Annotated in this window: 10 protein-coding genes, 3 rRNA genes and 1 other RNA gene; 10 read left to right on the forward strand and 4 right to left on the reverse strand. The window is 38.9% G+C overall.

Going from position 1 to position 14,224, the window contains the following annotated elements:
- Nucleotides 1–8: 8 nt before the first annotated feature.
- Complete coding sequence (locus NBE98_RS07585; protein ID WP_250814348.1) at nucleotides 9–722, forward strand: Crp/Fnr family transcriptional regulator; 714 nt, start codon at nucleotides 9–11, stop codon at nucleotides 720–722.
- 84 nt (nucleotides 723–806) lie between these two features.
- Here NBE98_RS07585 and NBE98_RS07590 read toward each other — a convergent pair whose 3' ends face one another.
- Nucleotides 807–2,036: an FprA family A-type flavoprotein gene (locus NBE98_RS07590; RefSeq protein ID WP_250814349.1), complete on the reverse strand. Its 1,230-nt coding sequence runs from the start codon at nucleotides 2,034–2,036 to the stop codon at nucleotides 807–809.
- Nucleotides 2,037–2,210: 174 nt separating this feature from the next.
- Here NBE98_RS07590 and ric point away from each other — a divergent pair, with 174 nt between their 5' ends.
- The 6 genes from ric (at nucleotide 2,211) to NBE98_RS07620 (ending at nucleotide 10,275) form a co-directional block, all read left to right on the forward strand.
- Nucleotides 2,211–2,921 (forward strand): iron-sulfur cluster repair di-iron protein, encoded by a 711-nt coding sequence (ric, locus tag NBE98_RS07595; RefSeq protein ID WP_250814350.1) that lies wholly within the window; start codon nucleotides 2,211–2,213, stop codon nucleotides 2,919–2,921.
- Nucleotides 2,922–3,194: 273 nt separating this feature from the next.
- Nucleotides 3,195–4,337 (forward strand): pyridoxal-phosphate-dependent aminotransferase family protein, encoded by a 1,143-nt coding sequence (locus tag NBE98_RS07600; RefSeq protein ID WP_250814351.1) that lies wholly within the window; start codon nucleotides 3,195–3,197, stop codon nucleotides 4,335–4,337.
- Between the two features lie 421 nt (nucleotides 4,338–4,758).
- Nucleotides 4,759–6,261 (forward strand): 16S ribosomal RNA (locus tag NBE98_RS07605).
- 377 nt (nucleotides 6,262–6,638) lie between these two features.
- Nucleotides 6,639–9,544: ribosomal RNA gene (locus NBE98_RS07610) — 23S ribosomal RNA — on the forward strand.
- Between the two features lie 53 nt (nucleotides 9,545–9,597).
- Nucleotides 9,598–9,714 (forward strand): 5S ribosomal RNA (gene rrf, locus NBE98_RS07615).
- The 16S, 23S and 5S rRNA genes sit together here, the layout of an rRNA operon.
- 195 nt (nucleotides 9,715–9,909) lie before the next feature.
- Complete coding sequence (locus NBE98_RS07620; protein ID WP_250814352.1) at nucleotides 9,910–10,275, forward strand: DUF2512 family protein; 366 nt, start codon at nucleotides 9,910–9,912, stop codon at nucleotides 10,273–10,275.
- A 60-nt stretch (nucleotides 10,276–10,335) separates the two neighbouring features.
- Here NBE98_RS07620 and NBE98_RS07625 read toward each other — a convergent pair whose 3' ends face one another.
- Both NBE98_RS07625 and ssrS read right to left on the reverse strand, forming a co-directional pair.
- The gene (locus NBE98_RS07625; protein ID WP_250814353.1) at nucleotides 10,336–10,962 is read right to left on the reverse strand and encodes a flavodoxin family protein; all 627 of its coding nucleotides are present in this window, start codon (nucleotides 10,960–10,962) and stop codon (nucleotides 10,336–10,338) included.
- 102 nt (nucleotides 10,963–11,064) lie between these two features.
- Nucleotides 11,065–11,257, reverse strand: a non-coding RNA gene (gene ssrS / locus NBE98_RS07630) — 6S RNA.
- A gap of 181 nt (nucleotides 11,258–11,438) precedes the next feature.
- Here ssrS and msrA point away from each other — a divergent pair.
- From msrA to NBE98_RS07645, 3 genes are all read left to right on the forward strand, one after another.
- A complete protein-coding gene (msrA, locus tag NBE98_RS07635; RefSeq protein ID WP_250814354.1) occupies nucleotides 11,439–11,987 on the forward strand; it encodes a peptide-methionine (S)-S-oxide reductase MsrA in 549 nt (182 codons plus the stop codon).
- Nucleotides 11,988–12,128: 141 nt separating this feature from the next.
- On the forward strand, nucleotides 12,129–12,677 hold the full coding sequence (locus NBE98_RS07640) for a histidine phosphatase family protein (protein WP_250814355.1): 549 nt from the start codon (nucleotides 12,129–12,131) through the stop codon (nucleotides 12,675–12,677).
- A 14-nt stretch (nucleotides 12,678–12,691) separates the two neighbouring features.
- On the forward strand, nucleotides 12,692–13,303 hold the full coding sequence (locus NBE98_RS07645) for a glycerol-3-phosphate acyltransferase (RefSeq protein ID WP_250814356.1): 612 nt from the start codon (nucleotides 12,692–12,694) through the stop codon (nucleotides 13,301–13,303).
- Between the two features lie 27 nt (nucleotides 13,304–13,330).
- On the opposite strand, the gene NBE98_RS07650 is transcribed toward NBE98_RS07645, so the two are convergent.
- Nucleotides 13,331–14,203, reverse strand: a complete 873-nt coding sequence (locus tag NBE98_RS07650; RefSeq protein WP_250814357.1) for a DMT family transporter — start codon at nucleotides 14,201–14,203, stop codon at nucleotides 13,331–13,333.
- Nucleotides 14,204–14,224: the final 21 nt, after the last annotated feature.

A 14,224-nucleotide genomic window follows, 5' to 3' on the forward strand; every position in this document is an offset into this window, starting at 1 on the left:
GAAGGACTATGAAAAATACAGAACAATTCTCTTGTGCTGAATGTACAGGAAAATACTGCGCAAGAAAAGCACCAATTTTCTCAGTACTAGATAACTTGCAGCTTTCTGATGTAATGAGTATGATTCAAAGAAGAAGGTATAAAAAAGGCCAGGTTATCTTCTTTGAAGGAGACGTTTCAGATAAGTTTTATATTATAAATATGGGTAAAATTAAGATATATAAGTATAATAAAGAAGGCAAGGAGCAAATACTATACATTCTTTCTGAAGGGGATTTTATAGGGTATCTAAGTCTTTTAAAGAAGGGCAAGGTTGACTTTAATGCGGAGGCTCTTGAGGATGTTAGTGTTTGTATTTTAACTAAGGATGATTTTGACAAGATAGTTAAGAAAACTCCGGAGATAAGCCTTAGAATTCTTGAAAATCTTCATGATAGACTGGTAAGCCTTGAGAATCTGGTTCAAACTCTAAGCACCAAAGATATAGAGACTAGAATAGCTGCTCTTCTAAGAAACTTTGTTAAAGATTTTGGCAGAGAAGAAGAGGAGGGTACAGTAATCGATCTTCCGCTTAGCCGTGAGGAAATGGCAAATTATATAGGGGTAACCCGTGAAACAATGAGCAGAAAGCTGACTGCCATGGAAGAAGAAGGGGTTATTGAGCTAGTTGGTAATAAAAAGGTTGTTATTAAAGATGCTGAGGCATTAGAAGAAATGAGCTAAGTAAGCTAACCCATCAGTATAAATAAATGAAAAATTCCCCGAAAGGGGAATTTTTATTCTGAGACAATTTAATTCAAATTTATCCTATTTTACTAGAAGTTCTCCAATTGCAATTCCAGTGTCTACACATTGAGCTTTCATTTGCTCCTCTGGAGCAAAATTAACTCTTAGTGGCAGTTTGATATGATCATCTCCAGTAGCCTTTATCATATAAGAAGTATCAAGAAGGGTTGCATTAGTGTTTCTTAGATAGTCATTTATTATTTCTATAGCTTCGCCGCTCCAACCATATGAACCAAAAGCTGTTACAAGCTTTTCAGACAAGTCAAGTTTTATAATTTCCTTTATGGTATCTTCAATGTTTCCTATCATATCGCCATATTTTGTAGAGCTTCCGATGATAATTGCTGAAGCTTCCTTTGCCAAGTCTAGAATAGTGTTTAAATCTGCACTTTTGATATTAACTACATTTGTTTCAACGCCCATTTCGACTAAACCTTCCTTGATTCCTTGAGCAACCTTGGAAGTATTACCTGTCATTGAACTGAATACAATAAGAGCTTTCTTATCTGTGGATAATTCTACTTGGCTCAATTCATCATATAAATCTATATACTTTTGGACATCTTTTCTTAGTACATATCCATGTGAAGGACAAATCATGTTGATCTCAAGGTTTTTTATCTTGTCTATCATAGCTCTGACATAAGGTCTATGAGGATGCATGATTAATTTGTAGTATACCTTAAAATCCTCTGTAATATCTTCTTTTGCTAAGTCATTAAACAGTTCATAATTTGCGATGTGTGTACTAAACTGGTCACATGGGTAAAGTATCTTGTCTTCAATGCAGTAAGTAACCATTGTCTCTTCTGTATGAAGGAAAGGAGTTTCGAAGAACTGAAGGGTTTTTCCTCCAATATCAAGAGTTTCTCCATCTCTAATTATATGGAACCGATCTTCTTTAATTTTAAACATTCCTATCAAGAACTTCTTTCCTAGTTCTGTTGTTACTATGATAGCATTCTTAGCTTTGTTCATGAGAGCACCAATAGCCCCTGCATGGTCTGGCTCAACGTGGTTGATTACTACATATTGAAGCTTTTGTAAATCCATTATCGTTTCTAAGTGTTTTACAAACTCCATACCAAAGGATATATCTACTGTATCTATTAAAGTTGCTTTATCTGTATCTAATAAGTAGGCATTGTATGTTGTTCCTTTAGTAAGCATTAATCTATGGAATGGAACATCTCTATCATCAATTTTACCTACGCAGTAAGAATTTTTAGCTACTTCTATTTTATTTAACATATTAAATCTCTCCTTTTATTTTTGTGTTTTTGACTATGGCTCAATTATAAAAGTTTCTATTTGGATAAACTATGATTGCAATCAATTTAAAAATTGATTCAAATCACAGCTTGGATACAACTCAGAGGTCTATAATTAAAACAAATAAATAAATTACATTGGAGGGTTAAATAAATGGGTACATTTCATAGCTCACAAAAAATCGGAGAGATAGTAACTAAGTTTCCAAAGTCAGCAGACATATTAAAGGAATATAGAATAGATTTTTGCTGCGGAGGAGATAGACCACTCTTATCAGCGATAAAGGAACAGGGTTTAAGTGAACCAGAGATACTAGATAAAATAAATAATTTATATGAAGAACTTAAAAATGTTAAGACAGAAGATAGAAACTGGATAGAAGCTCCTTTTGGAGAACTAGTTGATCATATTGTAAATAGATATCATGCTTATTTAGGCGTTGAACTTCCAAGAATAAGTGAACTAGTCACTAAAATATTAAGAGTTCATGGAGAACACCATCCAGAGCTTTCTCATGTGCATAAGCTATTTCACACTCTTAAAATGGAATTGGAATCACATGTGATAAAAGAAGAAACAATTCAATATCCTGCTATTAAAGAGTATGAAAAAAACAAAACTCGAGAAGCTTTAGAAAGGGCAGTTAATATAACCAAGGAACTCGAAGATGAGCATACCGGAGCAGGAGATATTCTTAAGGAATTAAGAAGGGTTACTAATGATTTTACTGCACCATCAGATGGCTGCAACACTTATAGACTGACTTACGCAAAGCTTGAAGAGTTAGAAAATGATACATTCCAGCATATACACTTAGAGAATAATATATTATTTCCAAGACTAATGGATCTTTCAAAGAATTAAGTATTAAGAGTAGTTAGAAAGCACTTAAAAGCACTGGTTTTTAAGTGCTTTTGCTTTGTGTAAAATGTATCCATACAGTTTAAAAAAGTAAAAGTTAATAGTATAATTTTCTATGGAAAATAAATTATAAGATTATTGGAATATAGCCTCTAGCAATGCTTTTAGTCGGAGTTACCGCTTGTTATGGCTGGTTAAATGGCTAAATGGTTATATGTTTGAATGGCTGTGCTGCATAAAGTATTAGTTAATTAAAAAGATAAGGGGGCAGTTTAAATGAAGGTTCCATATATAATGACACCAGGACCAACTCAGGTAAGAGAAAATGTAAGACTTGCAAGGGCACTTGAAACCACAAATCCTGATTTAGATATTCAGTTTTATGATTTCTATAAGGAGACCTGCGAAAGAATAGGGAGTTTTTTAAATACTAAAAATGAAGTTAGAATATTAAGTGGAGAGGGTATACTTGGCCTTGAAGCAGCTTGTGCTTCCTTAACTGATAAAGGAGATAGGGTATTAGTTATAGATAATGGGATTTTTGGAGAAGGTTTTGCTGACTTTGTTACCTTGTATGGGGGAGAGCCAGTATTTTTTAAGGGAGATAGACAAAGAAAGATAGATGTTGAAGCACTTGAAAAGTTCCTAGAGAAGGACAGTAATTTTAAATACGCTACAGTAGTCCACTGTGATACTCCTTCAGGGGTGCTAAACGAAGTAGATAAGATATGTCCTTTGCTTAAAGATAAGGGAATATTAACTGTAGTAGATAGTGTTGCAGCTATGGGTGGTGAAGAATTTAGAGTTGATAATTGGAAAATTGATATAGCTCTTGGTGGCTCCCAAAAGGCAGTATCAGCCCCACCAGGATTGACCTTTTTAAGCATTAGTGATGATGCTTTTGTAGCTATGGAAAACAGAAAGGCACCTATAGCTTCATTTTATTGTAATTTACTAGTATGGAAGGATTACTATGATAAAAAGTGGTTTCCATACACTCAGCCAGCAAGCGATATTATGGGACTTAGAGCAGCTATTGATAATATACTTGAAGAAGGTAAAGATAACCTACTAAGAAGGCATGAGAAAATTGCTTCTGCAGTTAGAGCTGCTGTAGAGAAAGCTGGGCTTAGCCTGTATATTAAAGAAGGATATTCCAATACAGTAACTGTAATAGAAGTTCCAAATGGAATAGATGATAAAGCACTAATAGACTATATGCTTGATAATTTTGGAATATTAATAGCAGGTTCTTTTGGCTATCTCAATGGAAAGGTTATTAGGATAGGTCATATGGGTGAAAATGCGAGAGCAGATAAGATAAGTTATACATTAGTTTCACTTCAAAAGTCGCTGGATCATTTTGGGGTTGAACTCGAAAGAAATATGTCTCAAGTATTCTTAGAGTATAGTATTTAGTATTGTTTTATGGGATAGTGATATCAACTTTAGAAATTTAGATTTTAAGTTGATATCACCATATTTGTATACTATGCCTGGTGTATCAATATGTGTAATTTAAAGGTATATTGAGTAATCAAGAGAAATAATGAGTTGATTTAAACATTTGACATTTTAAGCAGTATTATGCCAAAATAAATGTGGTAAGATATTATTCGTCGCTGATGCGGCACAAGATTAAACGAGATTTTCAAATAACATAAAAAAATGTTGACAAGATGAAAATCAAGTGATAAACTATAAAAGCTGTCAGATGACGGCGAACAAATTGGTCTTTGAAAATTAAACAGAGAATATAAAGGTAAATGACCAGCAATTCTTTTGAAGTTGAAAAACTTCTAAAAATAAGTAAGCGATGAGCTTAAAAGATTCAAACTTTTAAATTGAGAGTTTGATCCTGGCTCAGGACGAACGCTGGCGGCGTGCCTAACACATGCAAGTCGAGCGGGGAACTTCGGTTCCCAGCGGCGGACGGGTGAGTAACACGTGGGTAACCTGCCTTGTAGAGGGGGATAGCCTTCCGAAAGGAAGATTAATACCGCATAACATACATGCTTCGCATGAAGAATGTATCAAAGGAGCAATCCGCTACAAGATGGACCCGCGGCGCATTAGCTAGTTGGTGAGGTAACGGCTCACCAAGGCGACGATGCGTAGCCGGCCTGAGAGGGTGAACGGCCACATTGGAACTGAGACACGGTCCAGACTCCTACGGGAGGCAGCAGTGGGGAATATTGCACAATGGGCGAAAGCCTGATGCAGCAACGCCGCGTGAGTGAAGAAGGCCTTCGGGTTGTAAAGCTCTGTCTTCTGGGACGATAATGACGGTACCAGAGGAGGAAGCCACGGCTAACTACGTGCCAGCAGCCGCGGTAATACGTAGGTGGCAAGCGTTGTCCGGATTTACTGGGCGTAAAGGATGCGTAGGCGGATGCTTAAGTCAGATGTGAAAATCCCGAGCTTAACTTGGGAACTGCATTTGAAACTGGGTATCTAGAGTGCGGGAGAGGAAAGTGGAATTCCTAGTGTAGCGGTGAAATGCGTAGAGATTAGGAAGAACACCAGTGGCGAAGGCGACTTTCTGGACCGTAACTGACGCTGAGGCATGAAAGCGTGGGGAGCAAACAGGATTAGATACCCTGGTAGTCCACGCCGTAAACGATGAATACTAGGTGTGGGGGTTATCATGACCTCCGTGCCGCAGTTAACACAATAAGTATTCCGCCTGGGGAGTACGATCGCAAGATTAAAACTCAAAGGAATTGACGGGGGCCCGCACAAGCAGCGGAGCATGTGGTTTAATTCGAAGCAACGCGAAGAACCTTACCTAGACTTGACATCTCCTGAATTACCGGTAATGCGGGAAGCCCTTCGGGGCAGGAAGACAGGTGGTGCATGGTTGTCGTCAGCTCGTGTCGTGAGATGTTGGGTTAAGTCCCGCAACGAGCGCAACCCTTGTCGTTAGTTGCTACCATTAAGTTGAGCACTCTAGCGAGACTGCCGCGGTTAACGCGGAGGAAGGTGGGGATGACGTCAAATCATCATGCCCCTTATGTCTAGGGCTACACACGTGCTACAATGGTCGGTACAATGAGACGCAATACCGCGAGGTGGAGCAAAACTTATAAAACCGATCCCAGTTCGGATTGCAGGCTGCAACTCGCCTGCATGAAGCCGGAGTTGCTAGTAATCGCGAATCAGAATGTCGCGGTGAATACGTTCCCGGGCCTTGTACACACCGCCCGTCACACCATGAGAGTTGCCAACACCCGAAGTCCGTGAGCTAACCGTATGGAGGCAGCGGCCGAAGGTGGGGGTAGCGATTGGGGTGAAGTCGTAACAAGGTAGCCGTAGGAGAACCTGCGGCTGGATCACCTCCTTTCTATGGAGAAATCCAGATTGTTCAATGAACAACTGGTAGCTGGAAATCCTTAAATCTCTGTTTAATTTTGAGAGACCAATGGTCGAAAGACTGTAGGTAAATCTCAATTGTTCTTTGAAAATTGCACAGATTAAACAATAACAAATTGTTATACTCAAACTAACTACTATATGTAATTAAAGGGTATACAATTTCGCAAATGAAGTAATGATTACTCGCGTTTTAATTACTTCATAAATAAAAGTCTTAAGTTTAGTGATAGATTTAAGCATGTTCTAAAAGTGCAACAAAATCTAATATTATATCTGCGTAAAGTTCGGTAAAAACATCCGAACATTACTTGATACAACATAAGATTTAGTAAAGCATTTTAGATTGGTCAAGCTACGAAGAGCGCATGGTGAATGCCTTGGCACTAGGAGCCGATGAAGGACGCGATAAGCTGCGATAAGCTTCGGGTAGGCGCAAATAGCCTGTGATCCGGAGATTTCCGAATGGGGCAACCCCCACAGTTAAAACTGTGGATCCTGCATTGAATACATAGGTGCAGGAAGGTAACTCAGGGAACTGAAACATCTAAGTACCTGAAGGAAGAGAAAGAAAAATCGATTTCCTAAGTAGCGGCGAGCGAAAGGGAAAGAGCCCAAACCAGCAATTTATTGCTGGGGTTGCGGACAGTTCATAAATGGAAGCAGGAACTAACTGAAGAGAGCTGGAAAGCTCCGCTATAAAGTGTAATAGCCACGTAAGTGAAAGTGGAAGCTTTTAGAACTGATCCAGAGTACCACGAGACACGTGAAACCTTGTGGGAAGCAGGGAGGACCACCTCCCAAGGCTAAATACTACCTAGTGACCGATAGTGAAGAAGTACCGTGAGGGAAAGGTGAAAAGAACCCCGGGAGGGGAGTGAAATAGAACCTGAAACCGTGTGCTTACAAACAGTCGAAGGGCATTAAAGCCTGACGGCGTGCTTTTTGTAGAACGAGCCAGCGAGTTACGATGTGTAGCGAGGTTAAATACTTAAGGTATGGAGCCGAAGGGAAACCGAGTCTGAATAGGGCAAATAGTTGCATGTCGTAGACCCGAAACCGGGTGACCTATCCATGGACAGGTTGAAGCGGAAGTAAAATTCCGTGGAGGACCGAACCACGTTGGTGTTGAAAAACCATGGGATGAGCTGTGGATAGCGGAGAAATTCCAATCGAACTCGGAGATAGCTGGTTCTCCTCGAAATAGCTTTAGGGCTAGCGTCGGGTAATTGAGTAATGGAGGTAGAGCACTGAATGGGCTAGGGGTCTTTTAGATTACCGAACCCTATCAAACTCCGAATGCCATATACTTTTATCCCGGCAGTCAGACTGCGAGTGATAAGATCCGTAGTCAAAAGGGAAACAGCCCAGATCATCAGCTAAGGTCCCAAAGTGTAAGTTAAGTGGAAAAGGATGTGGGATTTCTAAGACAACTAGGATGTTGGCTTAGAAGCAGCCACTCATTTAAAGAGTGCGTAATAGCTCACTAGTCGAGAGATCCTGCGCCGAAGATGTCCGGGGCTAAAACTTACCACCGAAGCTATGAATGTACCGTAAGGTACGTGGTAGAGGAGCTTCCTGTATGGGCAGAAGTCATACCGTAAGGAGTGGTGGACTGTACAGGAGTGAGTATGCTGGCATAAGTAGCGAGAAATGAGTGAGAATCTCATTGGTCGAAAACCTAAGGTTTCCTGAGGAAGGCTCGTCCGCTCAGGGTTAGTCGGGACCTAAGCCGAGGCCGAAAGGCGTAGGTGATGGACAATCGGTTGATATTCCGATACCACCAATGGCGTTATTAGAGATGGAGTGACACAGAAGGATAGGATGTGCAGACTGTTGGATTAGTCTGTCTAAGCATTTAGGTATTCAGGTAGGCAAATCCGCCTGGATTAGCTGAGGTGCGATGGGGAGCGAAATTTAAGTAGCGAAGTATCTGATTCCACACTGTCAAGAAAAGCTTCTATCGAGGTAATTGGTGCCCGTACCGCAAACCGACACAGGTAGGTGAGGAGAGAATCCTAAGACCAGCGGAAGAATCGTTGTTAAGGAACTCGGCAAATTGACCCCGTAACTTCGGGAGAAGGGGTGCCACAGCAATGTGGCCGCAGAGAATAGTCCCAAGCAACTGTTTAGCAAAAACACAGGTCTCTGCTAAAGCGAAAGCTGATGTATAGGGGCTGACGCCTGCCCGGTGCTGGAAGGTTAAGGGGATTGGTTAGCCGTAAGGCGAAGCCATGAACTTAAGCCCCAGTAAACGGCGGCCGTAACTATAACGGTCCTAAGGTAGCGAAATTCCTTGTCAGGTAAGTTCTGACCCGCACGAATGGCGTAATGACTTGGGAACTGTCTCAACAACGAATCCGGCGAAATTGTATTGCGAGTGAAGATGCTCGCTACCCGCGATTGGACGGAAAGACCCCGTAGAGCTTTACTGTAGCTTAGCATTGAGATTCGGTATTGTCTGTACAGGATAGGTGGGAGACTGGGAAACAGGGTCGTTAGGCCCTGCGGAGTCATCCTTGGGATACCACCCTGACAGTACTGAGTTTCTAACTGGCGGCCATGAATCTGGTCACAGGACATTGTTAGGTGGGCAGTTTGACTGGGGCGGTCGCCTCCTAAAATGTAACGGAGGCGCTCAAAGGTTCCCTCAGAGCGGTTGGAAATCGCTCGAAGAGTGTAAAGGCAGAAGGGAGCCTGACTGCGACACTTACAAGTGGAGCAGGTACGAAAGTAGGACTTAGTGATCCGGTGGTTCCTCGTGGGAGGGCCATCGCTCAACGGATAAAAGCTACCTCGGGGATAACAGGCTGATCTCCCCCAAGAGTCCACATCGACGGGGAGGTTTGGCACCTCGATGTCGGCTCGTCGCATCCTGGGGCTGAAGTAGGTCCCAAGGGTTGGGCTGTTCGCCCATTAAAGCGGCACGCGAGCTGGGTTCAGAACGTCGTGAGACAGTTCGGTCCCTATCCGTCGCGGGCGCAAGAAGTTTGAGAGGAGCTGTCCTTAGTACGAGAGGACCGGGATGGACTAACCTCTGGTGCACCAGTTGTCACGCCAGTGGCACGGCTGGGTAGCTATGTTAGGACGGGATAAACGCTGAAAGCATCTAAGCGTGAAGCCCACCTCAAGATAAGACTTCTCATAGCGTAAGCTAGTAAGACCCCTTGAAGAACACAAGGTTGATAGGTCAGAGGTGTAAGTGTGGTAACATATTTAGCTGACTGATACTAATAGGTCGAGGGCTTGACCAAATATATTTTAATCTGTGCAATTTTGAAAGAATAATGTTCTTTCTAACTACATAATTGGTGATGATGATGCAGAGGGTACACTCGTTCCCATACCGAACACGCAAGTTAAGCTCTGAGATGTCGATGGTACTGCTTGGGAGACTAAGTGGAAGAGTAGATAGTTGCCAATAATTAAGCTCTAGATGAATATCTAGAGCTTTTTGTTTTACTTGGGAAATTGAGTGGAAGAGGTTTATTATGATAAGTGTATCAATATAATGATTGTAGGACGAGTACATTTAGTTTATGCAAAGAAAAAGGATATTTATTATAATAATAGGAAAACTAATTTACGTATTATTAAACGAATAAATGGAGGTAAAAATATGAAACATATTTCTGATTTACTTATAAAATTTATAATGGTTACTCTTGTATTAGAGGTAATATTGGGTATGATGACTAATTTAGCATTAAGCAATATACTTATAATATCGTTGGCTGTAACAATTTTGGCATACATAATAGGAGATCTTTTAATATTGCCTCCAACAAACAACACAACTGCTACAATAGCTGATATAGGGCTTGCGTTAGCTGTAATTTATATGTTTAACTTCTTATGGAATACTAGAGAAATATCCTTTGTGGATGCATTGATTGCTGCAGCAGTCATTGGCTCAGGAGAATGGTTCTTTCACAAGTACGTTGCAAACAATGTTATTAAAAAACGGCAATATTCTAAACAATAAGCAAAAGAAGGCAGTAATAAGATTGAAGCATAAACATCTTATTACTGCCTTCTTTTAATATTATCTTATAAAATTAGTAACTAATCTAGGTTCTTTTTCAGGCAAGGGTACACCTGCATTTTTACCAGCTTCAATGCATTTTAGAAGCCATGACATATTCTTACCTAGGGTTCTCATAATCTGCATTCCTTCTAAATCCTGTTGCACCTCTTCAGGAGTATTTCCATGAACCATATTCCAATACTGAGAGGATACTATTGGCATATTAGCAATAGTAAAATATTTATTAAGCTGTTCGAAAGCTGCTGTTGCTCCACCACGGCGGCAGCTAACTATTGCTGCACCAGGTTTATACTGAAAGCCACTTCCAGCGTAGAAGAATCTATCTAAAAATGAAGTTATCTGACCAGAAGCAGCAGCATAATGAACTGGTGAGCCGAAGATAAAACCATCAGCTTCTTTTGCTTTTTCTAAAGCAATGTTTACAGTATCATCGTCAAATACACATTTTGAGGAATCATTTTTTGAGCAGCCTCCGCATGCCATGCAGCCGCGGATAGGTTTGCTTCCAACATGAAAAATTTCAGTTTCGATATTATCTTTCTCCAATTCTCTTGCAATCTCACATAGGGCAGTATATGTACAGCCTTTAGCTCGTGGACTTCCATTAATAAGTAGTACCTTCATCGTTATCACCCATCCCATTCCATATAAAATAGTTCAACAATATTATTATACTGCAAAACAAAAGCCAGACACAATCACTCATGCCTGACTTTATTTTTAAATATAAAATCCGAAATACCGGTACTCTAATTTTGACACCTATCTCTCGATAGGGGGGTGTCCTCATAGCTGTCTCTATCGCAATCAATGCCGCAAAGGGGACTCACAAGAAAGTACATATCCTCAACTGATTATCGGACTCCCAAAGTTATAATGTAGGTTCAAAATAAGAGCTTAACGAATATTTCAGAAACAATTTATATCTATCTAGGAACTATATAATAACATGTTTAGTATAAAGAATCAAGTAAGATACAAAAGTAAAATAATCATGAATTGCAAAAATATAAAAAATTATTTTGTTATTGGAATTCTAATAAAAATTTGCTATTCTATAAAATATAATGATTAAGATAAGCATAATGAGGAGGAACAGCATGGAACAAGATAGCGAACAAAAGTATGAAATAGCTACATTTGCAGGAGGTTGTTTTTGGTGCATGATATCACCTTTTAAAAAGCTTGAAGGTGTACTTGATACTAGAAGCGGATATACTGGAGGACATATAGAGAACCCTACATATAAACAAGTAAAATCACAGACCACAGGACACTATGAGGCAGTACAAATAGCTTTTGACCCTAATATTATTAGTTATGAAAAACTTTTAGAGGTATTTTGGAGACAGATTGACCCAACAGATGCTGAAGGTCAATTCCAAGACAGAGGATACTCCTATAGAGCAGCTATTTTTTATGAAAATGAAGATCAAAGACTTAAAGCAGAAGCTTCTAAGAAAGAATTGGAGGGTTCAGGAAGATTTGAAAAACCAATAGTAACTGAAATACTTTCAGCAGGTGCCTTCTATCCAGCTGAAGAATACCATCAGGATTTTTATATTAAAAGCCCATTAGAATATGTAGAGGATAGAAAAAAGTCTGGTAGAGATGAGTTTATACAAAAATATTGGGGTAACAAACATTAAATTAAATAAGCATGTGAAGATTTAATTATACTTCACATGCATTTTTCATGGTATTATTTAAGAAGTATAGACTTATCATATTAGCAAACTATATAATATGTAATAATCAATATTTATTTTTGCTAGGAGATGTAGAGAGTTATGAGAATTGGGTTAGTAAGACACTTTAAGGTTGATTTGAAGAAGAAAAGATTTATGACAGCAAAAGACTATAATGAACATGTTTATAATTATGACAGGGCAGGAGTTATTCCAAACGAACTTGTTGTAGACAGCTATTGGGAAAAATGTTATTGCAGCAGCCTGCCAAGAGCAATGACTACTGCAAAGACAATTTATCATGGGGAGATAATAATATCTGACAAACTAGTAGAGATACCTACTGCTTCATGGTTAAATTTAAATTTTAAAATGCCGTATCATTTTTGGGCCATATTTGCTAGATTTGCTTGGATAAGACATTATACTTCACAGCCTGAAAAAAGAGCAGAAACCATCAAGAGACTTACTGAGATAATAGAACAAATAATATCTGAAAATAGACCTGAGAGCAATATTCTAATAGTAAGTCATGCAGGTGCGTTATATGAAATAAAGAAAATGCTCAGAAAAAGAGGTTTCAAGGGAAAAGGCTTCATAACAGCAAGCAATGGCAAGCTGTACATATTTGATTCAAAAAAGAAAGATTAGTAGGAGAACTTTAGATGATTTACATGATTATTTTTATTTTTGTTTGCGCTTTTTTGTTAGGTTCAATACCTACAGCTTTACTGGTTGTGAAAGCTATTACGGGAAAGGACCTAAGAAAGATTGGAAGTGGAAACATTGGCGGTACCAACGCTAGCCGTGCGGCAGATACTAAAGAACAAAAATATTTAATTTATATCGCTACAGCTGTAGGAGATGTGCTAAAAGGATTTATTCCCGTATTAGTTGCTGTTATAACTTTTAGCAACAAAGATATATCTATAGATGTAAATTTAGTATATATGCTGACAGCACTTGCAGCTATACTTGGGCATGACACTATGCCATTTATTAAAAATGGTCAGGGTAAAGGTGTTGCTACAACCTTTGGAGCTTTGGTTTTAATTGTCCCTATACCGGCTTTAATTGGATTTATTGCCTTCTTTGGACTTAGACTTATTACACCAGTAGCCTCTAGAAGGTCTATAACAAGTGCTATAGTAATCTCAGTAGGTGTGTTTTTGATGCAGTACCCCCTAATAATAAAATTTGGCACCTTCTTAGCTGCATTATTAGTAATAATAACTCATAGGGAAAATATAAAGAGAATAATTAAAGGTCAGGAATAAAAAACAAAGCACTTGATAATTTAAATATCAAGTGCTTTGTTTTTCTTTTGCCAGTATAAACACTGAGGACAATATTAATAATGTGCCTATTAAGAGAGCTACTGTTACCTTTTCATTAAATAAAAGCACTCCCATAATTATGCTTACGATTGGCTCAAAAGTTCCCAGTATTGAAGTAGAAGCAGGTCCAATTATCTTTAATGCCTTAACAAAGAGACCTATTGAAACAATCGTTGAAATAAGCGAAATTCCAATACCTGAAGATATAGTTACAATATTAGCAGGAAGATATAAATTTCCGCTAAGAATTGTGAAAATAAGTAAAGAAAAACCAGCAGACAATGAAAAGTAGAAGACACTTACTAAAGTAGGAAGTCCCTTAACTTCACTGCGATTCATACCCATAACACAGCCTGCGTAGGTGAAGCCAGAGAGCAATGCAATAAATGCGCCGCCAAGGTGGATATGTTCTGTTTTTACACCTATTAGAACATATACTCCAGCCAGTGAAAGAAGAAGGGCAGTTATTTTATTTTTAGTAAAGCCTTCTTTGTAGAAAAAATAGTTAAAGATTATAACTACAGCAGGATAGATAAAGTGCATGGTAGTGGCAAGTCCTACAGAAACATAATTATAAGAGTAAAATAAAGTTAAACCAGTAGAAGTATAGCCAACAACCCCTATTAAGCACAAAAGAATAAGCTGAGTTTTGCTTACTTTAAAATCTATTCTTTTTATAAGAAAATATATCATGAGTATAAAGGCTGCTAGCAAGAATCTAACGCTAAGTACTGTAAGCGTATTGCTTCCGCTATTATACATAAGCTTAGCAAAGATTGGCATAAAACCAAAAGCAGCAGATGATAATAGAGCATATATAATTCCGTTTACTTTATTCAATTTGAAACTCCTCGCTTATCA

Source organism: Clostridium swellfunianum, from assembly GCF_023656515.1.
Classification (GTDB): domain Bacteria; phylum Bacillota; class Clostridia; order Clostridiales; family Clostridiaceae; genus Clostridium_AT; species Clostridium_AT swellfunianum.